Source organism: Sphingobium sp. (assembly GCA_023266575.1).
Lineage (GTDB): Bacteria > Pseudomonadota > Alphaproteobacteria > Sphingomonadales > Sphingomonadaceae > Sphingobium.
In genome coordinates, this window is sequence record JAHFPV010000010.1 from 25,239 (window position 1) to 51,368 (window position 26,130).

Sequence of the window (26,130 nt, forward strand, 5' to 3'; positions counted from 1 at the left end):
CGTTCGTTTCGAGCGAAGTCGAGAAACCTGCGCGCCACGTTTCTCGACTTCGCTCGAAACGAACGGATCAAAATAAGACACTCTCGCTTTAGCGGATAGCCCCTTCCAGCTCCGGGCCGGTATCGACGCTCGGCCTGAAATCGGGCTTCAGCTTCAGGCCCGCCGCTTGCTCATAGGCATAGCCTGCGTCGAGCAATCGCTGCTCCTGATAGGGCGCGCCAATAAAGCTCAAACCCACCGGCAGCCCGCGCACCAGCCCCATCGGCACGGTCAGGTGCGGATAGCCCGCAATCGCCGCCGGGCCGGTCGAACCGCTCGGCCCCTCATATTGATCGCCCCACACCGTGTCGGATGGCCAGGCCGGGCCGTAACTGATCGTCACCAGCAGATCGAGCCGGTCGGCGGCCAACATGGCGTCGATCCCTTGCGCCCCCGCCAGCCGCAGCGACTTTTCGCGCGCGGCTGTGTAGGCCGGATCGTCCAGTCCCTTTCTGGCTTGCGACAGGGTGAAAATCTCCTGCCCGAACAGCGGCATTTCCTGTGCCGGGTGCGCCGCGTTGAAAGCGATCAGGTCGGCCAGCGTCCGGCTTTGCACCTGATCCGGCAGGGTCAAGGCGAGATAGGCGTTGAGGTCCGCCTTAAACTCATATTGCAGCACATCGTAACTCGCCGCCGACATGCCCTCCATCGGGGGCTTCTTCACTTCCACCAATGTCGCGCCCAGCCCCTTTAGCATAGCCAGCGCTGCATCGTAACGGGCCAGCAAATCCGGCTGCGCCCCGCTGCGCAGGACGCCGATCCGCATTTTGGCGATGGCAGACGGGTCGAGCGCAGCGGCATAATCGCGCGCATGGGCCATGGCATCTGCCGTCGCCGGATCGGCCGGATCGCTGGCGATCAGCGCGGACAGCAGGATGGCGGCATCGCGCACAGTGCGGGTCATTGGCCCGGCTGTGTCCTGGCTGTGGCTGATCGGCACGATATGGGTGCGCGGGATCAGGCCGATGGTCGGTTTCAGCCCGACCAGCCCCATCATTGATGCCGGGCAGATGATCGACCCGTTGGTTTCGCTGCCGATCGCACCGGGCGCGAAACCGGCGGCAACCGCTGCGCCCGATCCGCTGGACGATCCGCAGGTGGTGCGATCCAGCGCGTAGGGATTGCGAGTGAGGCCGCCCATCGCGCTCCAGCCGCTCATCGAGCGTTCGGAGCGGAAATTGGCCCATTCGCTAAGGTTGGTCTTGCCCAGGATGATCGCGCCCTTTGCCTTCAAGGCAGCGGCGACCGGCGAATCGCGTCCCGGCGCATTGCGCGCCAGCGCCAGCGATCCCGCCGTGGTCGGCATCCCGGCCGCCTCGATATTATCCTTGAGCAGGATCGGCACGCCATGCAGCGGACCGCGGATGCGCCCCGCGCGCCGCTCCGTGTCCAGCGCCCGTGCCTGCGCGATCGCACCGGGATTGATGGCGATGATGCTGTTGAGCCTCGGCCCCTTCCGATCCATCGCTGCGATGCGCTTGAGCAGCGCGCGCACTGTTGCTTCGCTGCTGGTTCGCCCGGCGGCGAGATCGGCGGACAATGACGTAATCGTCGCATCCTCGATCGCCTGCGCGGCCACCGGCATGGTCCAGAGCAAGGCGGCAAGGAGGCAAAGGGAACGGATCATGCGGGATAGGCGCTTTCCATATGGTTCCAGCTTTGAACGATCAGCGCTTCCAGCACCGCCATATCGATACCCGACAGACGCTTGATATAGAGACAGCCCTTGCCGCGCTTGTGCTTGCCCAGCGGCACGCAATCCTCATCCGATATGCCCGACAGATAAAGGACCAATTCCGCCTTGCGCGGGGAAAAGGCGATACGGGAGGCGTCGCCTTCACGGCCGCTATCATAGCGATAATGATAGCTGCCAAAGCCGATGATCGAGGAGCCCCACAGCCTTGGCGGCTGCCCCGACACCGCCTGCATCAGCGCAACGAGCTTTTCCCCATCCTCGCGCCGTTCGGGCGGTTCGACCGCGGCGAGGAACACCGCTACGTCGCTATTTGTCTCGATCGTCTTGTTGCTGTCCTTACCCATGGCTTGTCATCCCCACGTTCAACGCGTAGAGGCTAGCGCGTCATCTGGGGAGTAGCCAGCCGTTCCAACGCAAAAGGAACGGGCCTTATGTCAACATATTTGGCCGAGAGGCCATGGCATGGGGGACGCAGAACAATCTGCTTCTGGCGAGACCAATGGCATCGGCGCTTGTCTGTCCGGCCGGGCGGGGAGCGACGGTGGCATTGCGTCTATCACTTCCGCCCGGCCCCGGACATTATCTGATGGAAGCCCTGTTCACCTCCGCTGCGCTCGTTGCCCTTGCCGAAATGGGGGACAAGACGCAATTGCTGGCGATGCTGCTGGCGACGCGCTTTCGCAAACCTGTGCCGATCATCCTTGGCATATTGGTCGCGACGATCGCCAATCATTTCCTCGCCGCCCTGCTGGGCCATTCGATCGCGGGCGTGCTGACGCAGGACTGGTTCCGCTATGCCGTGGCCTTCAGCTTCATCGCCATGGCCGCCTGGACATTGGTGCCCGACAAGATTGACGAGGATGCGCCGTTGAAAGCGCCGTCGAAGGCGGGTGTGTTCGTGACCACATTGGTCGCCTTCTTCCTGGTCGAAATGGGCGACAAGACGCAGGTGGCGACGATCGCGCTGGGCGCACGGTTCGACAATCTGGTCGCGGTGACGATGGGAACGACGCTGGGCATGATGCTCGCCAATGTGCCCGCCGTGCTGTTTGGCGAGGCGCTGGCGAAAAAAGTCCCAATGCGCGCGTTGCAGGTCGGCGCGGCCTTGCTGTTCCTGCTGCTGGGGCTGTGGATGATCGTCGATCTGGCGGGCTGGATCGGGTAAATTGGTTGTCAGCGCGACGTGGCTGGGGCAAGGGAATGGGCAGCATATTCCCTCTCAGACGAACGTGGGTCAGGTGATGAAAGACTATCTGGTTACGATATTCGGCGGCGGCGGCTTTGTCGGTCGTCAGGTGGCGCAGGCGCTGCTGGCGCGCGGCGCGCGGGTGCGGATCGCGCAGCGTGATCCGTCCACCGCGCTGCGGGTCAAGCCGCTGGGCGGGCTTGGCCAGGTGCAATTCATCGCCGCCGACATCCGCAACCCCGCCAGCGTCGCGCGGGCAGTGTCGGGCAGCGATGTCGTTATCAATCTGGTCGGCATTTTGAAGGGTGATTTCGACGCCTTCCACCATCGCGGCGCGGCCAATGTCGCCAAGGCGGCTGCGGATGCTGGCGTGGGCGCGCTGGTACATATGTCGGCGATCGGCGCGGATGCCGACAGTCCATCAGCCTATGGCCGATCGAAAGCTGCGGGTGAAGCGGCGGTCAAGGCGGCCTTCCCCACCGCCACCATCATCCGCCCGTCGATCATCTTCGGCGCGGAGGACCAGTTCCTCAACCGCTTTGCCCAGATCATCGCCATGCTGCCGGTGGTGCCGGTCATTGGTGGGGCAACGAAATTCCAGCCGGTCTATGTCGCCGATGTGGCACAGGCGATCGCCAACGCCGCCGAGCAGCCGGGCGTCCATGGCGGCCAGACCTATGAACTGGGCGGGCCGCAGGTGCAGAGCATGAAGGATATCAACCAGTGGATCGCCACGGCGACTGGCCGCAACAAGCCGCTGGTCGATGTGCCGCACACCGCGGCGAAACTGTTGGCGATGCTGCCGGGCGGGCCGATCACCAGCGATCAGCTGGCGATGCTGGGGCGTGACAATGTCGTGGCACCGGGGGCCAAGGGACTGGATGCGCTGGGCGTCGTCGCCACGCCGATGGCCGGGGTCGCCGACAAATGGATGGTCCGCTACCGCAAACATGGCCGCTTTGCCGGTCGGGTGAGCGCCTGACTATAATGATCCTCCCCTTGCAGGGGAGGAATTAGGAAAGAGGCGCATGGACCTGCATTATCTGACCGTCATCCTGCTGGGTATTGTCGAAGGGCTGACCGAATTTCTGCCGGTTTCCTCGACCGGACATCTCATTCTCGCCAGCGAATTGCTGGGCTATGATGCGTCAACCTGGGCGATGTTCAATGTCGTCATCCAGCTGGGCGCGATCCTGGCGGTTGTCGTTCTTTACTGGCGCACCTTCTGGGCGGTCGGCATGGGGCTGTTGCGGCGCGAGCCGGTAAGCTGGCGGTTCCTGCGCAATCTTCTGATCGCCTTCATCCCTTCCGCCATTATCGGCCTTGCGCTCCACGACTATATCGAGATTTTGCTGGGCGCGCCGCAGGTCGTCGCCTGGGCCTTGATCGTCGGCGGCGTCGCAATCCTGTTGATCGAACGGGCGGTCAAGGAACAGCGGTTCCACGGCATCGCCGATATTCCCGCCGTGCGGGTGCTGGGCATCGGCCTTGTCCAATGTGTCTCCATGATCCCCGGTGTTAGCCGGTCGGGCGCGACGATCATGGGCGCGCTGATGCTGGGCGTGGAGCGGCGCACGGCGGCCGAGTTCAGCTTCTTCCTCGCCATCCCCACCATGCTGGGGGCGACGGCGCTGGAACTGATCAAGAAGGGTGATCAGATCACCAGCGCGGCGGTCGGTTGGGATAGTATCGCGCTGGGCTTTGTCGTGTCGTTCTTCGTCGCGCTGCTGGTGATCCGCTGGTTCGTCGGGCTGGTGTCGAAACATGGATTCGCGCCCTTCGCCTGGTATCGAATCGTTGCCGGAATCGCGGCCTTAGTGTGGTTGGGGACGAGATAGGGCCGAAACGGTCTATTTATAGGGTAAGTTTTTGCGATTGTTTCGCAAATAGGTCTTATATAGGTCGATAATTAGTCAGCTATACTTACCTATAATGCAGAATCCGCGTGACTCCGTGGGTCTTTATGCTATGCGCGCCCTTGCAACTTGAGTCAGGGGCGAGACATGGCCGACAATCCAATGCTGAAATTCGTAGGCAAGGGACAAGCCTATCCCGACAAGCGCGATGCCGATGCCCGCGCCGACGATTTTCTGGAAATCAGCCGCAGCTTCATCCTCGACAAAGCGGAAGAACAGGCGTCGCGCTGTTCGCAATGTGGCGTGCCTTATTGTTCAACTCACTGTCCGCTTCACAACCATATTCCCGACTGGCTGCGCCTGACCGCCGAAGGCCGCCTGCGCGAAGCCTATGAGCTGTCGAACCTGACCAGCACCATGCCCGAAATCTGCGGCCGCATCTGCCCGCAGGATCGGCTGTGCGAGGGCAATTGCGTCATCGAATTTTCCGGCCATGGCGCCGTGACGATCGGCAGCGTCGAAAAATTCATCACCGACACTGCCTGGAAGGAAGGCTGGGTCGAACCGCTGGTTCCGGGCAAGCCGACCGGCCAGTCGATTGGCGTGATCGGCGCAGGACCTGCGGGCCTCACCACGGCCGAATATCTGCGCGCGGCGGGGCATGATGTGCATGTCTATGACCGGCATGATCGCGCCGGCGGGCTGCTGACCTATGGCATCCCCGGCTTCAAGCTGGAGAAGGACATTGTCATGCGCCGCGTCCAGCGGCTGAAGGATGGCGGCATCGTCTTTCATGAGAATTTCGAGGTCGGCCGCGATGCGACGCTCGAAGCGCTGCGTGACAAGCATGACGCGATCCTGATCGCCACTGGCGTGTACAAACCCCGCGACATCCGCGCGCCGGGTGTCGGCGCGCCGGGCGTGGTCAAGGCGCTGGATTATCTGACCGCCTCCAACAAGGCCGGTTTTGGCGACGACGTACCCGAACATGGCGACGGCACGCTGCTGGCGACGGGCAAGAATGTTGTCGTCATCGGTGGCGGCGACACGGCGATGGACTGCGTCCGTACCGCGATCCGTCAGGGTGCCAAGTCGGTCAAATGCCTCTACCGCCGCGACCGGGAAAATATGCCCGGATCGCAGCGCGAAGTGGCCAATGCCGAGGAAGAAGGCGTTGAGTTCGTCTGGCTGACCGCGCCGATCGCCTTTGAAGGCACCGAGCATGTCACCGGCGTCAAGGTCACCAAAATGCGGCTGGGCGCGCCCGACGCATCGGGCCGCCGCGCCCCCGAACCCGATCCGGGCAGCGAACATACGCTGGAGGCGGACCTCGTCATCAAGGCGCTGGGATACGACCCCGAAGAATTGCCCAAATTGTTCGGCGCGGACGACCTGTCGGTCACCCGCTGGGGCACGCTGCGCGTCGATCACAAGACGATGATGACCAGTGTGGACGGCGTGTTCGCAGCGGGCGACATCGTGCGCGGTGCCTCGCTGGTGGTGTGGGCGATCCGCGACGGCCGCGATGTGACCGAGCATATGCATCGCTATTTGAAGGCGAAGTCGAAGGTGGGCGAGAAGGTGCTGGTGGCGTGATGCGCGCTCTGCTGATGTATATGTTGGCCGTTGGCGCGGCAGGCATGGTTGACCCATTGTCTGTCAGGGCAGCGGAGCAGCCATCGGTCGCACCCGGCTCAGCGAAAAGTGCGGCGACACAACTTGCCGAGCAATTGGTGGTGCGCATGGCCGCGCTGTCCATTTACCAATATGTTGAGGGTCAGCTCGATACCATATTGGAAAGCGACGTTGTCGCCGCCAAGCTTTTACCAAGCGGAAGCCCAGCCCGTGCGGGTTTTTTAAGGGCTGCGACCGTCCGAGCACAACAGCGCGTAGAGGCTACGGTTCAGTCCCTGGTCCCTCAATTCTCCGCTGCCTTTTTAGCTAATATGACGCAGGCACAAGTCGATGCGTCCCTGCGTGCTTTTAAAACGTCAACTGGCAAGCGTATTATCGATCGGGTTGTAAGCGAGATGATGCTGTCTGACGGCGACGAGATGGCCGAGATGAGCGATGATGAGGCGCGATCGCTGACCGACAGCGCCGATGTCGCTGCCTTGGTCGCCTTTGAGAAGAGCGGTGCAGACCGAGCATTGGACAGAGCGTTGTCTTCCATTCCTGAGCGCGACGATGATGTAACGGGCGAGATCGACGCATTGCTTCTTGCCATGCTCAAGACATTGAAAACAAATACAGGAACGGCCGTGATTACCGATCCTGCCGGCCCGGTTATTTAACCACTACATCTGCACCAATGCGGCAGAGTGCCGCCTATATCGTTGGAACATGACAATGAACGACTATATGGCCACCGAAGAAGAACGCGCCCGCATTGCCGAAGTCGGCATGTATCACCCGGATATGGAAGGCGACGCCTGTGGCGTGGGCCTGGTCGCCGCGACCGATGGCCGCCCGTCGCGCCGCGTGGTCGCCTCCGCGATCGATGCGCTGAAAGCCGTATGGCACCGTGGCGCGGTGGATGCCGATGGCAAGACCGGCGACGGCGCGGGTATCCATGTTGACCTGCCGGTGCGCTTCTTTGACGATGCGATCGCGGACTCCGGCCACAAGCCGCTGCCCAATCGCCTCGCCGTCGGCATGATCTTCCTGCCGCGCACCGATCTGAATGCGCAGGAAACCTGCCGCACCATCGTCGAGAGCGAGATCATCGACGCGGGCTATACCATCTATGGCTGGCGGCAGGTGCCGGTCGATGTGTCGGTCATCGGTGAAAAGGCGCAGCGCACGCGCCCCGAAATCGAGCAGATCATGATCGCCGGGCCGATGCCCGAGGTGCGCGATCAGGCCGAATTTGAGAAGGACCTCTATCTCATCCGCCGTCGGATCGAGAAGCAGGTGATCGCGGCGCAGATCAATGATTTCTACATCTGTAGCCTGTCGTGCCGGTCGATCATCTACAAGGGGCTGTTCCTGGCCGAATCGCTGTCGGTATTCTATCCCGATTTGCAGGATGAGCGGTTCGAGAGCCGGGTGGCGATCTTCCACCAGCGTTATTCGACCAACACTTTCCCGCAATGGTGGCTGGCCCAGCCGTTCCGCACGCTCGCCCATAATGGCGAGATCAACACGATCCGCGGCAACAAGAACTGGATGAAGAGCCACGAGATCAAGATGGCGAGCCTCGCATTCGGCGAGCAGTCGGAGGATATCAAGCCGGTGATCCCGGCGGGCGCGTCCGACACCGCCGCGCTGGATGCGGTGTTCGAGGCGATCTGCCGGTCGGGCCGCGATGCGCCGACTGCCAAGCTGATGCTGGTCCCCGAAGCGTGGCAGGCCGACAGCGGCGAACTGCCCAAAGCGCATCGCGACATGTACGACTATCTCGCCTCCGTCATGGAGCCGTGGGATGGCCCCGCCGCACTGGCGATGACCGACGGGCGCTGGGTCGTGGCTGGGGTCGATCGCAACGCGCTACGCCCGCTGCGCTACACGCTGACCGGCGACAATCTGCTGATCGTCGGGTCCGAAACCGGCATGGTCGTGGTTCCCGAAACCACCATCGTGCGCAAGGGCCGCATGGGTCCGGGCCAGATGATCGCGATCGACCTTCAGGAAGGCGAACTCTATGACGACGCCGCGATCAAGGACAGGATCGCTGCCGAGCGTCCCTATGGCGAACTGATCAAGGATTTCATGGCGATCGGCGACCTGACCGATGCGCCGACCGCGCTGCCAGACTGGGATAAGGCGGAACTGACCAGGCGACAGGTCGCGGCCAATCTGACGCTGGAGGATCTGGAACTGATCCTGGCACCGATGGTCGAGGACGCCAAGGAAGCGATCGGATCGATGGGTGACGACACGCCGCTGGCGGTCATTTCCGACAAGCCGCGCACGATCAGCCATTTCTTCCGTCAGAATTTCAGCCAGGTCACCAACCCGCCGATCGATCCGTTGCGCGAACGGCATGTGATGAGCCTGAAAACGCGCTTTTCCAACCTGCACAATATCCTGGAGCAGGACGCGCAGAACAGCCATGTGCTGGTGCTGGATTCGCCGGTGCTGACCAGCGCCGAATGGGCGCGGTTGAAGGCGCATTTCGGCCCGGCGGTGGCAGAAATCGACTGCACCTTCCCTGCGACCGGCGGGCAGGAACAGCTGCGCGCGGCGATCGCCCGCATTCGCGAGGAAGCCGAACAGGCGGTGCGCGAGGGGCGGACGGAAATCTTCCTGACCGACGAGGGCGTTGGCGAAACACGCGCCGCGATTGCGGGCGTGCTGGCTGCCGCTGCGGTGCATACGCATCTGGTGCGCAAGGGGCTGCGTTCCTATGCATCGATCAACGTCCGCTGTGCTGAAGCGCTCGACACCCATTATTTCGCGGTGCTGATCGGCGTGGGCGCAACCACCGTGAACGCCTATCTGGCCGAAGCCAGCATCGCCGACCGCCATGCGCGCGGCCTGTTCGGCTCGCTCGATCTAGAGGCCTGTTTCGAGCGTTATCGCGTCGCGATCAACGAAGGCCTGCTCAAGATCATGTCCAAAATGGGCATTGCGGTGATCAGCAGCTATCGCGGCGGCTATAATTTCGAGGCGGTCGGCCTGTCGCGCGCGCTGGTCAATGATCTGTTCCCCGGTATGCCCGCGAAGATTTCGGGCGAGGGCTATGCCTCGTTGCATTACAGCGCGATGCTGCGCCACCAGCAGGCCTATGACACATCGGTCGTGCGGCTGCCGATCGGCGGCTTCTATCGCCAGCGCAACGGGGGGGAGGCGCACGCCTATTCCGCGCAGCTGATGCATCTGTTGCAGACCGCGGTGGCGACCGACAGCTATTCCACCTATCTGCAATTTTCGCGTGGCGTCCGCGACCTGCCGCCCGTCTATCTGCGCGACCTGATGGAATTCAACTTCGCCCGCGAAGCCGTGCCGATCGACGAGGTCGAAGCGACCACCGAAATCCGCAAGCGCTTCGTGACGCCCGGCATGTCGCTGGGCGCGCTCAGCCCCGAAGCCCATGAAACGCTGGCGATCGCGATGAACCGGATCGGCGCGAAGGCAGTGTCGGGCGAGGGTGGCGAGGATGCCGCGCGCTTCAAGCCCTATGAAAATGGCGACAATGCCAACAGCGTGATCAAGCAGATCGCGTCGGGCCGCTTTGGCGTCCATGCCGAATATCTGGCATCGGCCGAGGAGATAGAGATCAAGGTGGCCCAGGGCGCGAAGCCCGGCGAGGGTGGGCAGCTGCCCGGCTTCAAGGTGACCGAATTCATCGCCAAGCTGCGACATTCGACACCCGGTGTGACGCTGATCTCACCGCCGCCCCATCATGACATCTATTCGATCGAGGATCTGGCGCAGCTCATCTACGACTGCAAGCAGATCAACCCGCGCGCGCGCGTCTGCGTCAAGCTGGTGAGCCAGGCCGGGATCGGCACGGTCGCGGCGGGCGTGGCGAAGGCCCATGCCGACGTCATCCTGATCGCGGGCCATGTCGGCGGCACCGGGGCCAGCCCGCAGACCAGCATCAAATATGCCGGGACGCCATGGGAAATGGGCCTGTCGGAAGCCAATCAGGTGCTGACCCTCAACGGTCTGCGGCATCGGGTGAAGCTGCGCACCGACGGCGGCCTGAAAACCGGGCGCGACATTGTGATCGCGGCGATATTGGGCGCGGAAGAATATGGCATCGGCACATTGTCGCTGGTCGCCATGGGCTGCATCATGGTGCGCCAATGCCACAGCAACACCTGCCCCGTAGGCGTGTGCGTGCAGGATGAGAAGTTGCGCGCCAAGTTCACCGGCACGCCGGAAAAGGTCATCAACCTGATGACCTTCATTGCCGAGGAAGTGCGCGAAGTGCTGGCACGGCTGGGCTTCCGCAGCCTGGACGAGGTGATCGGGCGGACGGAACTGCTCAAGCAGGTCAATCGTGGTGCCGAGCATCTGGACGATCTCGATCTCAACCCGATCCTGGCCAAGGTGGATGCGCCCGACGACCAGCGCCGCTTCAGCCTGAAGCAATGGCGCAACGACGTGCCCGACAGCTTGGACGCGCAGATGATGCGCGACGCCAAGGCGGTGTTCGAGCGGGGCGAAAAGATGCAGCTGACCTATACGGTGCGTAATACACACCGCGCGGTTGGCACGCGGCTGTCGTCGGCGGTGACTGACAGGTTCGGCATGTCGACGCTCGCCGACGGGCATCTGACGGTGCGGTTGCGCGGGTCTGCGGGACAGTCGCTGGGCGCGTTCCTGTGCAAGGGGATTACGCTCGAAATTTTCGGCGACGCGAACGACTATGTCGGCAAGGGCCTGTCGGGCGGCATCATCACCGTGCGCACGACCGTCTCCTCGCCGCTGTCGTCCAAGGACAATACGATCATCGGCAACACCGTCCTCTACGGCGCGACCAGCGGCAAGCTGTTCGCGGCAGGGCAGGCGGGCGAACGCTTTGCGGTCCGCAATTCGGGCGCGCAGGTGGTGGTCGAGGGCTGCGGCGCCAATGGCTGCGAATATATGACCGGCGGTACGGCGGTGATCCTGGGCAAGACCGGCGCCAATTTCGGCGCGGGCATGACCGGCGGCATGGCCTTCATTCTGGATGAGGATGGCAGCTTCCCGTCGCGCGCCAATCCCGAAGGGATCATCTGGCAGCGGCTGGAAAGCGAATATTGGGAGGCCCAGGTCAAGGATCTGATCGCACAGCACGCCAAGGCAACCGACAGCAAATGGTCCGGCACCATATTGGAAGATTGGGACCGCTGGCGGCGTTATATCTGGCAGGTATGCCCCAAGGAGATGATCAACCGCCTCGCCCATCCGCTCAGCGATGCGCAGGCGGAGGTCGTCGCCGCCGAATAGGCGCTTAAGGGAAGGAGTCGCCCGCTGCCGTTGCGACGGTGGCGGGGACGCCTTCCGCCTGCGCAGGTTGCAGAACCGGAGGAGGCGTAGCGGCTTCTCCGGCGGCGAAGCGGGCAATCGGTTCAGGGAGTTGATGGGCTGGTGATGGGGGCGACGGCGCGGGGTAGCTTGCCTCCGCCGCGTCCCCTTGCGTCAGATAGTCCCGCACGACCGGATCGCTCGTGCCATCGATCATGCCGTCTGCGTCCAGCCCCGCCATATCCAAAGCACTGCGCCGTTCAGCCAGGCTGGGACCGCAACCGGTGCAGCGGATTTCGCTGGGACCCTGATCGGTCGGATTGAAGGCATAATCCGACGCACCGCTGTCACCGGACTCGGTATAGACAGCGTCCGGGTCGCCAGGCAGCGCGGACGATTGCGGACTGGTGACATAGGCACCAAGGCCCAGCCCCATGACCGTCGCAGCGGCCACTGTCATGCCCGACAGCATCCAATGGTGCATGGTCCTGCTTTCCATCCTCTCGCGTGCCGCTGTCAGCCCTTCGGCTGACTGCGTTCTGCCCACCGATCAATCATAACGCAGATGCAGATCGGTTGTTGCATGGCGCAAAAGCCTTTGCTAATGGCCAGCGCCTACCAGATGCCGGTCCTGCCGGTTTCCCTTTGAATGTGCGGCCATGGCGGAATTGGTAGACGCGCAACGTTGAGGTCGTTGTGGGCGAAAGCCCGTGGAAGTTCGAGTCTTCTTGGCCGCACCATTCATTTGCCTGATGCTCAGGATCAGCAGAAATTGATAATCCCCCGCCCTGCAAGGGCAGGGACAGTCGTGCAAGACCGCAGGGTCTTGCAGAGGCGGCGCCCGACCGCCTATCTGACGCCACCGCGCGGGATTGACCCGCCCGCCGATGAAAGGATGCCGCCATGTCCGCCATAGACTGGGACCAGCCAGCGACCATGATCGACCTGGACGGCAAAGCGCCGCTGATTGGCACGATCCGCCAGTGCGCCCAGCATTTCGCGATCTTCAAGGCCGAAGCCAAAGCACAGGCGCGCGTATTGTTGACCCAGCCCGTCCATCGGGAAGGCCGCCGGACGCGCACCTGGCTGCTGGAACCCGATGAAATCGCCCAACTGGCCGAACGGCTGCGCGTAGAAGGCTGATCGATCCAATTTGGACGGCATAGGGCGGTTTACGCCATTTGCGTTCAGCCGGATATTTTTCCTGTCCTACAACAAACCATATGGGATAAATGATTCGCCTCGTTCCAAGCAGGGAGGCGCAGCATGGATATTCATAGGCTCATCGACGAAGTTATCGCGCGCGAAGGGGGCTATAGCGACCATCCCGCCGATCGTGGCGGCGCAACCAATTGGGGCATCACCCATGCGGTGGCGCGCGCCAATGGCTATGCCGGGGATATGCGGGCCTTGCCGCGCGCTACGGCGGTGGCGATCTATCGGCGGCTCTACTGGGATCAGCCGGGCTATGCCTTCGTCGCAGAAACCGCGCCGTCGGTAGCCGCCGAGTTGTTCGATACAGCCGTCAACATGGGCGTTGGCACCGCGACCGGCTTTCTCCAGCGCGCGCTTAACGCGCTCAATCGCAACCAGCGCGACTATCCCGATCTGACGCTCGACCGGGCGATCGGCGCGCGGACGCTCTCGGCATTGCGCGCCTTCCGCGCGTTGCGGGGCAAGTCGGGTGAGGCGGTGCTGCTGAAGGCGATAGAGGCGATGCAGGGCGAACGCTATATCGCGCTGGCCGAAAGCCGTCCAGCCAACGAGGCCTTTCTCTACGGCTGGCTTGCCAACCGGATCGGTTAGAGGGTCGTGAACGCACTGGGAAATTTGCCATCCAGCGAGGGTGTGATCATCGCCCGAAACAGCCCCATTATTCAGGATATGGACCCATGACGACCGACACCCCAACCACCGATCCCTGGGCCACCCGCGCGCGGCCCGCCTTTCTCTACGTCATCTATGCGCTGCTGCTCTGGTCGCTGCCGATGGGATTGATCGCGGGGTGGCGACCCGACATTGCGGCGGCGATCACGGTGGGGATGCGCGACTATCTCAACGCCCTGCCCGAACCGCTTTATGCGCTCTTTGGCACCGGCTATCTGGGCTACACCGCCGCGCGCGCCTGGGGCAAGGCGAAGGGAGCGGAGCGGTAGCGCTTACGCCGCCGCGCCCCGCTCATACCAGCCGCGCGAACGCTTCACGAGCGCGACGATGGAGAGCATCACCGGCACTTCCACCAGCACGCCGACCACGGTGGCCAGCGCTGCGCCCGAATGCAGCCCGAACAGGCTGATCGCCGCCGCCACCGCCAGTTCGAAAAAATTGGACGCGCCGATCAGCGCGGCCGGTCCCGCAACGCACCAGGCGACCCGCAAACGGCGGCTCAGCCAATAGGCAAGGCCAGCGTTCAGATAGACCTGCAACAGGATCGGCACCGCGATCAGCGCGATGACCAGCGGCTGGGCGACGATCTGCTCACCCTGAAAGGCGAACAACAGCACCAGCGTCGCAAGCAGGCTGACCAGGCTCACCGGTCCCAGCGCAGCGAGCAGCCGATCGAGCGCTGCCTGTCCGCCCGCCCGCACCCGCACCCGGCGCAGCCACTGGGCGACAATAACGGGAACGACGATGTAAAGACCGACCGAGAGCAGCAGCGTATCCCACGGCACGCTGATTGACGCGACGCCCAGCAGCAGCCCGACGATCGGCGCAAAGGCAAACACCATGATCAGGTCGTTGAGCGCCACCTGGCTCAGCGTATAGCCGGGATCGCCATCCAGCAGGTTGGACCAGACAAACACCATCGCAGTGCAGGGCGCCGCGGCCAGCAGGATCAGGCCCGCAATATAGGACGGTCCCTGTCCTGCAGGCAGGAAGGGCGCGAAGAGATAGCCGATGAAGAGCGTGCCCAACAACGCCATGGAGAAAGGCTTGACCGCCCAGTTGATGAACAGCGTCACCCCCACGCCGCGCCAGTGCCGCCGGACGCTGCCCAGCGCGGCAAAGTCGATCCGCAGCAGCATCGGTATGATCATCAGCCAGATCAGCGCCGCGACAGGCAGGTTGACGCGGGCGACCTCCGCCCCCGCGATCAGCGCGAAGGCGGTCGGAAACAGCTGCCCCAGCCCGATCCCCACGACGATGCACAGCGCGACCCACAGGCTGAGATAGCGTTCGAACAGCGACATCAGGCGGCTCCCACCACGTCGCCATCTTCCTTGACGAAGGGGGTGGGCAGCGGATGGGGCAGCAGGTCCAGCACCGCTTCGGACGGACGGCACAGCCGCACGCCCTTGGGCGACACGACCAGCGGGCGGTTGATCAATATCGGGTGCGCCATCATCGCGTCGATCAGCGCCGCGTCGGACAGACTCTCGTCGGCCAGGCCCAGATCGGCGAAGGGCGTTCCCTTCTGCCGCAACAGGGCGCGCGGCGTGATGCCGGCGCGGGCGATAAGTTGCTCCAGCAACGCCCGCGACGGCGGGGTCAGGAGATATTCCACGACATGCGGCTCGATCCCGGCATGGCGGATCATCGCCAGCGTGTTGCGCGACGTGCCGCAGGCGGGGTTATGATAGATGATGATGTCGGTGGCCAAGGGGGTTTCCTTTGGGTCAGCAGCAGGGGGAGAGTTCAGCAACGATCGGGGCGCACAGGGTGGCGTTGCCCCCGCAGCAATCCTTGAGCAGGAACAGGGTCAGCGCGCCCAGCGCGTCCAGGTTGGCGCGATAATGGACCGACCGGCTATGCCGCTCGGACCGCACAAGACCCGTTCGGGAAAGGATGGCCAGATGGGACGACATGGTATTTTGCGGCACCCCGACCAGCCGGGCGATCTCGCCCGCGGGCAGGCCATCGGGCTCATGACGCACGAGCAGTCGAAAACTGTCGAGCCGTGTGGACTGGGCAAGGGCGGCCAGAGCAGCGATGGCGGATCCGTTTTCCATATATCCAGATAAATGGATATACAAAGTCAATCAAGCCAGTTTCGCGAAACTGCCTCGATGGAGGAGAAGCGCAAATGAGAGGGGCCGCCGGGTCGAAGCCCGACGGCCCATCATGTGCATGGTCAGCGGCCGGAAGTGCCGCCCAGGGGAAACGAAGGTCGCGCTATCTTCTCCACGGGGAGACGGCCTGTATGTCGGCGCGCTTTATCTCGCGATGTGGAGGAAGATCGACGGCGTGGCGTCGCTCAGCGGCGCGTTCCCCGAATGGACTTGACCGACCCCATTGCTGAACCATGAGACATCGGATCACCTCCTTTCGCTATGTTGAAGCCCGTAATGGCCGACTTCGACTGCGCTTCGTGCGGCCACGGGATGGAATGTGAATCAGTCGGGCTGCATGATCAAGACTTGTATTATTCTTTTTTCGAATCATACTTTCGCGTCCGCAAGTTCGGCCTGCGTCGCTATCCGCGACAATCCTCGATCACGCGCGGCACTTCTGCCCAGGCGGGGACGATCAGCGGTTCCAGCCCGGCCACCTCGACCGCGAATTTACCCCGGCTGTAGGCGATCTGATCCAGCGCCGTGTCCGCCGCAGCGCGAGCTGCGACGGTTTGCGGTGTCGGTGCAATCGATGCGGTTGCAGGCCAGCTGGTCGCGCCATAGCTGGTCCGTATCGTCATCGCCCCCTGACCCGCGCCGGTGCGGATGATGCTGACCCGGCGTGCAGTTCGATCACAGCGGATGGTGAGGCGGGTATCGGCAGGGGTCGGACCGAACCGCGCGATCGACATGGCTGCATCGGATTGCCAGCGCCAGTCGCCCGGCGCAGTCGCGCGATACTGCCATTCGCTGGCCTGCGGCGCAGCGGGCGCAGGCTGCGTCGGCGCGGGAGCCGGGGTTGGCCGGGGCGCGGGCGTAGGCGCTGGATTGGCTTGGCGCGGCGCAGGTCCGACGCAGGAACCAAGCAGGATGAGGAAGGGCGCGGCGAGGGCAAGGTTTGTGGTAAAGCGCATCGCCCACCCATGCCTGCACCGTGCGAGCGGCTCAACCGGAAAAGGATGAGCGGAGAAGGGCCGAGGGCAGGCTGGGCTGTATCAAGGCTTGCCGTTGCCGATATTGACACCGCGCACCCGAATCGCTAGGGCGCGGACATCCCGACACGCTGGTGAGCGGCAGTGCTTCGCGCACTGGCCGTCTTTTTTGCGTCCGGGGGTATACATCGGTTGCGCATCCACGCCAAGGACTGCTCAACCCTGACGCTTTGAGATGGGGTGACGCCAATCGCCCCGTGGAGCAGGAGATTTATTGACCATGGCACGTATTGCGGGTGTTAACATCCCGACCAACAAGCGCGTAATCATCGCGCTCACCTACATTCACGGCATCGGCCGCAAGACCGCCGTCGACATCGCCACGAAGCTGGGTATCGACCACAGCCGCCGCGTGCAGGACCTGTCGGACGCCGAAGTGCTGCAGATTCGTGAAACGATCGACGCCGACCTGACCGTCGAGGGTGATCTTCGCCGCAACACCGCGATGAACATCAAGCGCCTGATGGATCTGGCCTGCTATCGCGGCCTGCGTCATCGTAAGGGTCTGCCGGTTCGCGGCCAGCGCACGCACACCAACGCCCGTACCCGCAAGGGCAAGGCCAAGGCGATCGCCGGTAAGAAGAAGTAAGCGCCAGAGGGCGGGCCTGACGGCTTCGCCCTCCCGACTTCTTTTTTCAGTATTTCGAGTAGGATAGAGCAAAATGGCACGCGAACCCCAGCGCATTAAGCGCCGTGAGCGCAAGAACATCTCGGCGGGCGTGGCACATGTCAACGCCAGCTTCAACAACACCATGGTGACCATCACCGACGCCCAGGGCAACGCGATTTCCTGGTCCTCGGCTGGCATGATGGGCTTCAAAGGCAGCCGCAAGTCGACCCCGTACGCCGCTCAGGTGTGCGCGGAAGATGCCGGCCGCAAGGCCGCCGAACATGGCGTCCGTACCCTGGAAGTCGAAGTCAAGGGTCCCGGTTCAGGTCGTGAATCGGCCCTGCGCGCCCTCCAGGCCGTGGGTTTCCACATCACCTCCATCCGCGACGTGACGCCGATCCCGCACAACGGTGTGCGTCCGTCCAAGCGCCGCCGCGTCTAAATTCGGCTGAGCGATATGGCGGGCGGCGGACGCGCCGCCCGTTACCCGTCTGCATCGGCCGCAACGTCCTGTCGGGTCCAGGATCATAAGCGTTTCGGCCACATCCCCAGGGGAATTACATGACTGTCAACATGAAGAACTGGCAGGAATTGAAGAAGCCCAACGCGCTGGAAATCAAGCCAACCAGCGACGGCAAGCGCAAGGCGACCTTCGTCGCCGAGCCACTAGAGCGCGGCTTCGGCCTGACGCTTGGCAACGCGCTGCGCCGGGTTCTTCTTTCCTCGCTTCAGGGCGCGGCGGTCACCTCGATCAAGATCGAGAACGTCCTGCATGAATTCTCGTCGCTCGCCGGCGTGCGTGAAGATGTCACCGACATCGTCCTCAACATCAAGCAGGTCGCGCTGCGGATGGAAGGCGATGGCCCCAAGCGGCTTCAGCTGTCGGCCACCGGCCCGGCCGTGGTCAAGGCTGGCGATATCAGCGTCGTTGGCGACATCGAAGTGATGAACCCGGACCTGGTGATCTGTCACCTCGACCAGGGCGCAACGCTGAACATGGAACTGACCGCTGACGTCGGCAAGGGTTATGTGCCCGCCGTCGCCAACCGTCCTGCAGACGCGCCCATCGGCCTCATTCCGATCGACGCGCTCTATTCGCCGGTTCGTCAGGTCGCCTACAAGGTGGACAACACCCGCGTCGGCCAGGAACTGGACTATGACAAGCTGTCGCTGACCGTCGAAACCGACGGCACCGTCACGCCGGAGGACGCGGTCGCTTTTGCCGCGCGCATCCTGCAGGACCAGCTGCAACTGTTCGTCCATTTCGAGGACGCACTGCCCACCGCCGCGCCGTCGCAGGGCGGCCATGCGGTCGCATCGGCGTCGGAAGGCGAAAGCGACACCAACCAGATCAACCGCTACCTTCTCAAGAAGGTGGACGAGCTGGAACTGTCGGTCCGCAGCGCCAACTGCCTCAAGAACGACAACATCATCTATATCGGCGATCTGGTCCAAAAGACCGAAGCCGAGATGCTGCGCACCCCCAATTTCGGTCGCAAGTCGCTGAACGAAATCAAGGAAGTGCTTTCGTCCATGGGCCTGCGTCTGGGCATGGACATTCCGGGCTGGCCGCCTGAGAATATCGAGGAAATGGCCAAGAAGCTCGAACAAGAGCTGCTGGGGTAAGTCGGAGCGAGCCGCGCAGCGCAGTAGCGCGGCGGTTCGCAACGCGAACGCGAACGACCGGCCAGCGGCGCATAGCGCCGACTGACGTCACGGGATTTACTCCCGTGACGGTTGCCGGGAGACAGAATGGGTATCGGCGGTGGCCCTATCACCGCCTGGTCTGGGCTACCTGAAACGGGCCCTTAACGAACGAAGGATATGAAATATGCGTCACAGAATGGGTCAACGTCGTCTCCAGCGCGCCACCGGCCACCGCGTCGCCCTGCTGCGCAATCTTGCCGCCTCGCTGATCAAGCATGAGCAGATCCTGACCACCACGCCCAAGGCGAAGGAACTGCGTCCCTATGTGGAAAAGCTGATCACGCTGGCGAAGAAGGGTGGCCTGTCCAACCGTCGCCTGGCCGACGCCCGCCTGAAGGACGATGCACAGCTGACCAAGCTCTTCGAGGTTCTGGCCGAGCGCTACAAGGATCGTAACGGCGGCTATACCCGCGTGATCAAGGCCGGCATCCGCGCGTCGGACGCTGCGCCGATCGCGATCATCGAACTGGTTGACCGCGACGTTAGCGCCAAGGGTCAGGACAGCGGCCCGGTGCAGACCGCCGACGAGGATGAATACGAAGCCGCCTGATTGGTGCGGTCCTCCTGACGGGGACTGGATGCTTTACCGACAGGCCGTGGCTCTTTAGGAGCCACGGCCTGTTCTGTTTGATAAAAAGAGACGGAAAGAGGATGCGCGTCACGGCTCGCTTGTTCCTGCTGCCGCTGCTGCTGGCGGCCAGCCCGGTTCTTGCCGGGCCGGAGGCGGCTGCCATCGACGCGGCTGGACAGGGCTTGCGCTATCCGGCCGCGAAGCGCCTTGATCTGGTCGAGGATCATTTCGGCGTGAAGGTCGCCGATCCCTATCGCTGGCTGGAGAACGACCTGCGCGCAGACCCCGCGGTGCGGGACTGGGTCGCCGAAGAAAATGCGCTGACCCGCAGCTATATTGACGGATTGCCGGGCCGCGCTGCGCTCAAGGCGCGGATGCAGGCGTTGCTCTCGCATGGCCGCTACACTGTCCCGCGCAAGGCGGGCGGTCGCTATTTCTACGGCTATAACAAGGGCCTCCAGAACCAGACCCCGCTCTATGTGCGGGAAGGGCTGGACGGGCCGCAGCGTTTGCTGATCGACCCTAATGAGTGGGCCAAAGACGGGGCAAGCGCGCTGGCCGAATGGACCCCGTCCCCGGATGGTCGCACCCTGGCCTTTGCGGTGCAGGAGGCGGGCAGCGACTGGCGGACGCTGCGGCTGCTGGACGTGGACACGGGCAAAGTGCTGGACGACCGCATCGACTGGGTCAAATTTTCGACCCTGGCCTGGGACGGGCGTGGCGAGGGCTTCTTCTATTCCCGCTATCCCGCGCCGCAGGGAGATACCGCTTTCCGGTCCGCCAATGAGGATCAGCAGCTTTTCTATCATCGTGTCGGCACCGCGCAGGCACAGGATCAGCTGATCTATGCCACACCCGATCGCCCGAAACTCAGTCATACCGCGCAGGTCACCAATGACGGGCGCTGGCTGGTAATCAGCTCGTTCGAGGGGATCGATCCGCGCCGCGAAGTCCATGTCGCGGCGCTGGACGGCGGGCCAGTAAAGCCACGCCGGCTGGTCAAGGGGCCGGTGCAGGACTGGCGGCTGATCGGCAGTCGGGGATCGACCCTCTATTTCATCACAGACGATCGAGCGCCCCGATTGCGTGTGGTGACGCTCGACGCGGCACAACCACGGCGCAAACCACAACCGGTCGTGGCCGAGCGCGCCGATGCACTGGCGGGGGGGTCGCTGGTCGGCAACCGGCTGATCCTGGCCTATATGACGCAGGCCGAAACCATTGCCGAACTGGTCGAACTGGACGGGCGCAAGGTAGGCGACGTGCCCTTGCCCGGCATGGGGACGGCGGCGGGCTTTGGCGGGCGCGATGGCGACCCGGAGACATTTTTCAGCTTTTCGGGCTTCACCACCCCGTCCAGCATCTACCGTTTCGATACGTCCACTTTGCAAAGCCAGTTGTTCGCGCAGCCCGACCTGCCCTTCAACCCGGACGAATTCGGGGTGGAGCAGATCAGCTATGTGTCAAAGGATGGCACTCGTGTGCCGATGACGGTGATCCGCAAGAAGGCGCTGGCCGACCGGGCGATCGCCGCGCCAACCATCCTCTACGGCTATGGCGGCTTCAACATCAGCCTGACGCCGGGCTATTCAGCGACCCGGCTGGCCTGGCTGGAGCAGGGCGGGGTCTATGCCATCGCCAATCTGCGCGGTGGCGGCGAGTTCGGCAAGGCATGGCATGACGCCGGACGTGGCCCCAACAAGCAAAATGTGTTCGACGATTTCATTGCCGCGGCTGAATATCTCAAGGCCAACGGCTATACCACGCCCGACGGGCTGGCGATCGAGGGCCGCTCCAATGGTGGCCTGCTGGTCGGCGCAGTGGTCAACCAGCGGCCCGACCTGTTCGCCGCTGCCCTGCCTGCCGTGGGCGTCATGGACATGCTGCGCTTTGATCGTTTCACCGCCGGGCGCTACTGGGTCGATGACTATGGATCGCCTGGCCGGGCGGAGGATTTTCCGCTGCTGTACGGCTATTCGCCCTATCACAACATCCTGTCGGGCAAGGATTATCCCGCAATCCTCGTCACCACCGCCGACACCGACGACCGGGTGGTTCCCGCCCACAGTTTCAAATATGCCGCCGCCTTGCAGGCCGCCGATGTCGGCAGCAGACCCCGGTTGCTGCGAGTGGAAAGCCGGGCGGGCCATGGCGCGGGAAAACCGATCGACAAGCTGATCGACGAATATGCCGACAGCTATGCCTTTCTGGCGTCATTCACGGGTTTGCAGATCAAGGCCGATCCGCGATAATCGTTCAGCCGCGCGACAGCCGGACGCGGATAGAGACCGTTTGACCGCAGGAGATAGACGCATGGGCAAGACGCGCTGGATGACAGGATCGCTGGTGGGGATGGCGCTGCTGGTGGGCAGCATCGCCCCGGCGCAGGCGCGCCCTCGCTATGATCGTGGCCATGATCGGGGCTGGGGCCATCACCATCGTGATCGCGGCAATGGTTTCGGCTTTGGTGATGCCGTCGGGGTCGCGGCGCTGATTGGTGCCGTTGCTATCGTCACCTCCTCCATGTCGAAGGACAAGAAGGCCGCGCGCAACAGCGACGATGCCGTACCGCCGCCGGCGAACGGCACTGACTATGGCGCGGATGTCAGGCGCGACGATGATTTTTCCGATGTTGCCGCGGCTAAGGGCGATCAGGACCAGATGGCCGATGCCTGCGCCGTTGCCGCGCGTGATGAGGCGCAGGGCGCAAATGGTGGTTATGCCGAAGTGCGGCGCATGGACGAACCGCGCGCTGCGCAGGACGGCTATAATATCGACGGCGAGGTCGAATCCCGCGCCAGTTATCGCGCCCCGACCGGCACCACCCGCCGCTTCACCTGCACGATCAAGGATGGCCGCGTGGCGGAGGTCTATCTGAGCCGCGATGTCGTGATGCGATAGGCCGCAGCGATGCATCGCCATCCTCCGTCGCGCCATGTCCTGGCCTTTGGCCTGGCGGCGCTGGCGGGGATGGTCGATGCCCTGGGGTTGCTCAAGCTGGGCGGGTTGTTCGTGTCCTTCATGAGCGGCAATTCGACCCGGATGGCAGTCGGCATTGCGACCGAGCCGACGCTGGCATGGGCGGCAATCGGGCTGATCGGCGCATTTGTCGGCGGAGTATTTGCCGGCGCGTTGCTGGCGAGGGCCGCCGGGCGATGGCGTAAGCAGGCCGTGCTGGGACTTGTGCTGGTGCTGTTGACCATGGCGGCATCGCTGGCCGGAACGGCTGGCGACGGCCTGACCCTGCTGATGGCGGCGGCGATGGGCGCGGTGAACAATGTGTTCCAGCGCGATGGCGAGGTGAGCATCGGCGTCACCTATATGACCGGTGCGCTGGTGAAGCTGGGGCAGGCGCTGGCCGGCGCCGTGACCGGTGGCCCGGCTTTTGGCTGGCTACCCCATTTATTGCTCTGGCTGGGCCTTGTCGCGGGGGCCGTGGCGGGCGCTTTGCTGTTTGGGCGCATGGACCTGGGCGCATTATGGGTCGCTTGCGGCTGGTGCGTGCTGTTGCTGGCGTGGAGCCTCTGGCTGGGGCCGCTGCCCCGCGCCGATCGCTTGGCATGAGCGCTTAACCGCTCTAGGCGGTGTCCCATGCCCGCCACCCTTCTCCCTCGCCGCAATGCGGCCATTGCCTTCATCCTGGTGACGGCGCTGCTCGACGTCATGTCGATGGGGATCATCATCCCGGTGCTGCCGCAACTCATCGAATCGCTGTCCGGCTCCAGCAGCGCGGCGGGCCTGTGGAACGGCGTGTTCGTGGCGCTGTGGGCGGGGATGCAGTTCATCTGTTCGCCGATCATCGGGTCACTCTCCGACCGGTTCGGGCGGCGGCCCGTCATCCTCGTGTCGGTATGTGGCCTCGCGCTCGACTATGTGCTGATGGCGGTCGCACCCAACTTATGGTGGCTGGCGCTGGGGCGGATATTGGCCGGTGTCACCTCATCCAGTTTCACCTCTGTCTTTGCCTATATGGCCGACATCACCCAGCCGGAAGATCGTGCGCGCGGTTATGGCCTGATCGGCGCAGCGTTCAGCGGCGGCTTTGTCGCCGGGCCGCTGCTCGGCGGCATATTGGGCGAGATTTCGTTGCGCGCGCCCTTCTGGGCGGCGGCGGCACTGTCGGGACTGGCATTCCTCTACGGTGTGATCGTCCTGCCCGAATCGTTGCCGCGCGAAAAGCGGATGGCTTTCTCATGGGCGCGCGCCAATCCGTTCGGTGCGCTCACCCTGCTACGCTCCCACCCGGAGCTGTCGAGCCTGGCAATCGTCAATTTCCTGCTCCATTTCGCCCATCATCTCTTCTCCGCCGTGTTCGTCCTCTATGCCGGGGATCGTTATGGATGGGGGGCGTGGCAGGTCGGCAGCCTGCTCGCCATGGTCGGGTTGCTCGACATGGGCGTGCAAGGCTTGCTGGTCGGCCCCGTCGTGAAAAGGCTGGGCGATCGGGCGACTATGGTGACGGGGCTGGCCTTCGGCGCGCTCGGCATCGCCTGCATGGGGCTGGCGCCGACCGGCTGGCTGTTCGTCGCCGCGATGCTGCCCAATGCGCTGTGGGGGATGGCGATGCCGACGATCCAGTCGCTGATGACGCGGCGCGTGTCCGAATCCGAACAGGGCCAGTTGCAGGGCGCGAACAACAGCGTCGGCAGCATTGCGGGCATTGTATCGCCGCTCTTCTTCGGTGGCGTCTATGCGCTGTCGGTCGGCGGCAATCCGACCCTGCCCTACATCGGCAGCGCCTTCCTGATCGCGGCGGCCGTGCTGGGCGGGGCAGCGCTGCTGGGATGGGCAGCAGGCCGCAGGCTGGACGAGGACGCAGCATAGGTCGCGAAAACTGGACATATCGGGGCCGGGCGACTAACCGGGCGCGAATCCCTTCCACCGCTCGACATAAAGGCGATTCGATGACGCTGCCCCTTCAGGATTCCATCCTTATCGTGGACTTCGGCAGCCAGGTGACCCAGCTCATCGCCCGGCGCGTGCGTGAAGCGGGAGTCTATTCCGAGATCGCGCCATTTAACAACGCGGAGCAAGCCTTTGCCCGGATGCAGCCCAAGGGCGTGATCCTGTCGGGCGGGCCGTCCTCGGTCATGTGGGACGATTCCCCTCGTGCGCCGCAAGCCATTTTCGATGCGGGCGTGCCGGTGCTGGGCATCTGCTACGGCCAGCAGACCATGATGCAGCAGCTGGGCGGCAATGTTGAAGGCGGCGAGAGCGGTGAGTTCGGCCGCGCCTTCATTGAGGTGAAGAAGCCCTGCGCACTGTTCGACGGCCTGTGGGCGCCGGGCGAAAAGCATCAGGTGTGGATGAGCCATGGCGACAAGGTGACGCAGCTGGCCGACGGGTTCGAGGTCGTCGCGACCAGCGAGGGCGCACCCTTCGCCGTCACTGCCAACGAAACCAGGCGCTTCTACGCGACCCAGTTCCACCCCGAAGTCGTCCATACGCCCGATGGCGGCAAGCTGCTCGCCAATTTCGTCCGCCATGTCTGCGGCCTCGCGGGCGACTGGACCATGGCGGAATTTCGGGCGACCAAGATCGCCGAAATTCGCGCGCAGGTGGGCGAAGGCCGGGTGATTTGCGGCCTGTCGGGTGGCGTTGACAGCGCGGTCGCGGCCGTGCTGATCCACGAAGCGATCGGCGATCAGCTGACCTGCGTGTTCGTCGACCATGGCCTGATGCGGCTGGGTGAGGCGGAGCAGGTCGTCACCCTGTTCCGCGAACATTATGGCATCAAGCTGGTCCATGTGAATGCGGAGGATCGCTTCCTGGGCGGCCTTGCTGGCCTCACCGACCCGGAAAAGAAGCGCAAGTTCATCGGCGGCGAGTTTATCGCCGTGTTCGAGGAGGAGGCCGCAAAGATTGGCGGCGCCGATTTCCTGGCGCAGGGGACGCTCTATCCCGATGTGATCGAGAGCGTCAGCTTCACCGGCGGACCCAGCGTGACGATCAAATCGCACCATAATGTCGGCGGCCTGCCCGAACGCATGAATATGAAGCTGGTCGAACCGTTGCGCGAACTGTTCAAGGACGAAGTGCGCGTGCTTGGCCGCGAACTGGGCCTGCCGGAGATTTTCGTAGGTCGTCATCCCTTCCCAGGGCCGGGCCTTGCCATCCGCATCCCCGGCGAAGTGACCAAGGAGCGATGCGACATATTGCGCAAGGCCGATGCGGTCTATCTGGAAGAAATCCGCAATGCGGGCCTTTATGACGCGATCTGGCAGGCCTTTGCCGTGCTGCTCCCCGTCCGCACCGTGGGCGTCATGGGCGACCTGCGCACCTATGACAGCGTTTGCGCCCTGCGCGCCGTCACCTCGACCGATGGCATGACCGCGGACATCTACCCGTTTGATGCCGCTTTCCTGAGCCGGGTCGCGACCCGGATCATTAACGAGGTCAAGGGCATCAACCGCGTGGTCTATGACTATACGTCCAAGCCGCCGGGCACGATCGAATGGGAATGAACCGGATGAAGTGACTGTCCGGGGGACGGTCACCCGATTTACTCGGCGGCGGAAGGC

25 protein-coding genes, 1 tRNA gene and 1 riboswitch are annotated in these 26,130 nt (G+C 63.6%); of the genes, 19 read left to right on the plus strand and 7 right to left on the minus strand.

Annotated elements, in window-relative coordinates:
- Positions 1–88: 88 nt before the first annotated feature.
- Positions 89–1,666, minus strand: a complete 1,578-nt coding sequence (locus tag Q0D44_RS11060) for an amidase (protein ID WP_294136555.1) — start codon at positions 1,664–1,666, stop codon at positions 89–91.
- Positions 1,663–2,079, minus strand: a complete 417-nt coding sequence (locus Q0D44_RS11065; RefSeq protein ID WP_294136557.1) for a DUF1801 domain-containing protein — start codon at positions 2,077–2,079, stop codon at positions 1,663–1,665. The genes Q0D44_RS11060 and Q0D44_RS11065 overlap by 4 nt, the downstream gene beginning before the upstream one ends.
- Positions 2,080–2,112: 33 nt before the next feature.
- Positions 2,113–2,275: riboswitch (yybP-ykoY riboswitch) on the plus strand.
- Between the two features lie 46 nt (positions 2,276–2,321).
- On the opposite strand from Q0D44_RS11065, the gene Q0D44_RS11070 reads away from it, so the two are divergent.
- The 6 genes from Q0D44_RS11070 (at position 2,322) to gltB (ending at position 11,659) form a co-directional block, all read left to right on the plus strand.
- Positions 2,322–2,900, plus strand: a complete 579-nt coding sequence (locus Q0D44_RS11070; protein ID WP_294136559.1) for a TMEM165/GDT1 family protein — start codon at positions 2,322–2,324, stop codon at positions 2,898–2,900.
- Between the two features lie 76 nt (positions 2,901–2,976).
- Positions 2,977–3,903, plus strand: a complete 927-nt coding sequence (locus Q0D44_RS11075) for a complex I NDUFA9 subunit family protein (protein WP_294136561.1) — start codon at positions 2,977–2,979, stop codon at positions 3,901–3,903.
- 46 nt (positions 3,904–3,949) lie between these two features.
- A complete protein-coding gene (locus Q0D44_RS11080; RefSeq protein ID WP_294136562.1) occupies positions 3,950–4,759 on the plus strand; it encodes an undecaprenyl-diphosphate phosphatase in 810 nt (269 codons plus the stop codon).
- A gap of 165 nt (positions 4,760–4,924) precedes the next feature.
- Positions 4,925–6,373, plus strand: a complete 1,449-nt coding sequence (locus Q0D44_RS11085; RefSeq protein ID WP_294136564.1) for an NAD(P)-dependent oxidoreductase — start codon at positions 4,925–4,927, stop codon at positions 6,371–6,373.
- Complete coding sequence (locus Q0D44_RS11090; RefSeq protein WP_294136566.1) at positions 6,370–7,071, plus strand: hypothetical protein; 702 nt, start codon at positions 6,370–6,372, stop codon at positions 7,069–7,071. Before Q0D44_RS11085 ends, Q0D44_RS11090 begins: the two co-directional genes overlap by 4 nt.
- Positions 7,072–7,120: 49 nt before the next feature.
- Positions 7,121–11,659, plus strand: coding sequence for a glutamate synthase large subunit (gltB, locus tag Q0D44_RS11095; RefSeq protein ID WP_294136568.1), 4,539 nt, complete (start codon positions 7,121–7,123; stop codon positions 11,657–11,659).
- Between the two features lie 4 nt (positions 11,660–11,663).
- Here gltB and Q0D44_RS11100 read toward each other — a convergent pair whose 3' ends face one another.
- Positions 11,664–12,161 carry a hypothetical protein gene (locus Q0D44_RS11100; protein ID WP_294136572.1) on the minus strand — a complete coding sequence of 166 codons (498 nt, stop codon included), beginning with the start codon at positions 12,159–12,161 and terminating at the stop codon, positions 11,664–11,666.
- A gap of 169 nt (positions 12,162–12,330) precedes the next feature.
- Between Q0D44_RS11100 and Q0D44_RS11105 the strand changes: the two genes are divergently transcribed.
- From Q0D44_RS11105 to Q0D44_RS11120, 4 genes are all read left to right on the plus strand, one after another.
- A tRNA-Leu gene (locus Q0D44_RS11105) sits at positions 12,331–12,417 on the plus strand.
- Positions 12,418–12,580: 163 nt separating this feature from the next.
- On the plus strand, positions 12,581–12,820 hold the full coding sequence (locus Q0D44_RS11110) for a hypothetical protein (protein WP_294136574.1): 240 nt from the start codon (positions 12,581–12,583) through the stop codon (positions 12,818–12,820).
- A gap of 123 nt (positions 12,821–12,943) precedes the next feature.
- The gene (locus tag Q0D44_RS11115; RefSeq protein ID WP_294136576.1) at positions 12,944–13,483 is read left to right on the plus strand and encodes a glycosyl hydrolase 108 family protein; all 540 of its coding nucleotides are present in this window, start codon (positions 12,944–12,946) and stop codon (positions 13,481–13,483) included.
- 86 nt (positions 13,484–13,569) lie between these two features.
- Positions 13,570–13,833 carry a 3TM-type holin gene (locus tag Q0D44_RS11120; protein ID WP_294136578.1) on the plus strand — a complete coding sequence of 88 codons (264 nt, stop codon included), beginning with the start codon at positions 13,570–13,572 and terminating at the stop codon, positions 13,831–13,833.
- A 3-nt stretch (positions 13,834–13,836) separates the two neighbouring features.
- On the opposite strand, the gene arsB is transcribed toward Q0D44_RS11120, so the two are convergent.
- The 4 genes from arsB to Q0D44_RS11140 form a co-directional block, all read right to left on the minus strand.
- Complete coding sequence (gene arsB, locus Q0D44_RS11125; protein ID WP_294136581.1) at positions 13,837–14,868, minus strand: ACR3 family arsenite efflux transporter; 1,032 nt, start codon at positions 14,866–14,868, stop codon at positions 13,837–13,839.
- Positions 14,868–15,278 (minus strand): arsenate reductase (glutaredoxin), encoded by a 411-nt coding sequence (arsC, locus tag Q0D44_RS11130; protein ID WP_294136583.1) that lies wholly within the window; start codon positions 15,276–15,278, stop codon positions 14,868–14,870. Before arsC ends, arsB begins: the two co-directional genes overlap by 1 nt.
- 16 nt (positions 15,279–15,294) lie before the next feature.
- A complete protein-coding gene (locus tag Q0D44_RS11135) occupies positions 15,295–15,627 on the minus strand; it encodes a metalloregulator ArsR/SmtB family transcription factor (protein ID WP_294136585.1) in 333 nt (110 codons plus the stop codon).
- Positions 15,628–16,091: 464 nt separating this feature from the next.
- Positions 16,092–16,643 carry a hypothetical protein gene (locus Q0D44_RS11140; RefSeq protein WP_294136587.1) on the minus strand — a complete coding sequence of 184 codons (552 nt, stop codon included), beginning with the start codon at positions 16,641–16,643 and terminating at the stop codon, positions 16,092–16,094.
- 298 nt (positions 16,644–16,941) lie between these two features.
- Between Q0D44_RS11140 and rpsM the strand changes: the two genes are divergently transcribed.
- The 9 genes from rpsM (at position 16,942) to guaA (ending at position 26,073) form a co-directional block, all read left to right on the plus strand.
- Positions 16,942–17,310, plus strand: coding sequence for a 30S ribosomal protein S13 (rpsM, locus tag Q0D44_RS11145; protein WP_006967373.1), 369 nt, complete (start codon positions 16,942–16,944; stop codon positions 17,308–17,310).
- A gap of 73 nt (positions 17,311–17,383) precedes the next feature.
- Positions 17,384–17,773 carry a 30S ribosomal protein S11 gene (gene rpsK / locus Q0D44_RS11150; protein ID WP_004208752.1) on the plus strand — a complete coding sequence of 130 codons (390 nt, stop codon included), beginning with the start codon at positions 17,384–17,386 and terminating at the stop codon, positions 17,771–17,773.
- 119 nt (positions 17,774–17,892) lie between these two features.
- A complete protein-coding gene (locus Q0D44_RS11155; protein ID WP_006967377.1) occupies positions 17,893–18,957 on the plus strand; it encodes a DNA-directed RNA polymerase subunit alpha in 1,065 nt (354 codons plus the stop codon).
- Positions 18,958–19,162: 205 nt separating this feature from the next.
- Complete coding sequence (gene rplQ / locus Q0D44_RS11160) at positions 19,163–19,588, plus strand: 50S ribosomal protein L17 (RefSeq protein WP_294136593.1); 426 nt, start codon at positions 19,163–19,165, stop codon at positions 19,586–19,588.
- Between the two features lie 101 nt (positions 19,589–19,689).
- The gene (locus Q0D44_RS11165) at positions 19,690–21,861 is read left to right on the plus strand and encodes a prolyl oligopeptidase family serine peptidase (protein WP_294136595.1); all 2,172 of its coding nucleotides are present in this window, start codon (positions 19,690–19,692) and stop codon (positions 21,859–21,861) included.
- A 61-nt stretch (positions 21,862–21,922) separates the two neighbouring features.
- Positions 21,923–22,510 carry a hypothetical protein gene (locus Q0D44_RS11170; RefSeq protein ID WP_294136597.1) on the plus strand — a complete coding sequence of 196 codons (588 nt, stop codon included), beginning with the start codon at positions 21,923–21,925 and terminating at the stop codon, positions 22,508–22,510.
- Positions 22,511–22,519: 9 nt separating this feature from the next.
- On the plus strand, positions 22,520–23,173 hold the full coding sequence (locus Q0D44_RS11175) for a YoaK family protein (protein ID WP_294136599.1): 654 nt from the start codon (positions 22,520–22,522) through the stop codon (positions 23,171–23,173).
- Positions 23,174–23,200: 27 nt separating this feature from the next.
- A complete protein-coding gene (locus Q0D44_RS11180; protein WP_294136601.1) occupies positions 23,201–24,433 on the plus strand; it encodes a TCR/Tet family MFS transporter in 1,233 nt (410 codons plus the stop codon).
- Between the two features lie 80 nt (positions 24,434–24,513).
- The gene (gene guaA / locus Q0D44_RS11185) at positions 24,514–26,073 is read left to right on the plus strand and encodes a glutamine-hydrolyzing GMP synthase (RefSeq protein ID WP_294136603.1); all 1,560 of its coding nucleotides are present in this window, start codon (positions 24,514–24,516) and stop codon (positions 26,071–26,073) included.
- Positions 26,074–26,130 lie beyond the last annotated feature (57 nt).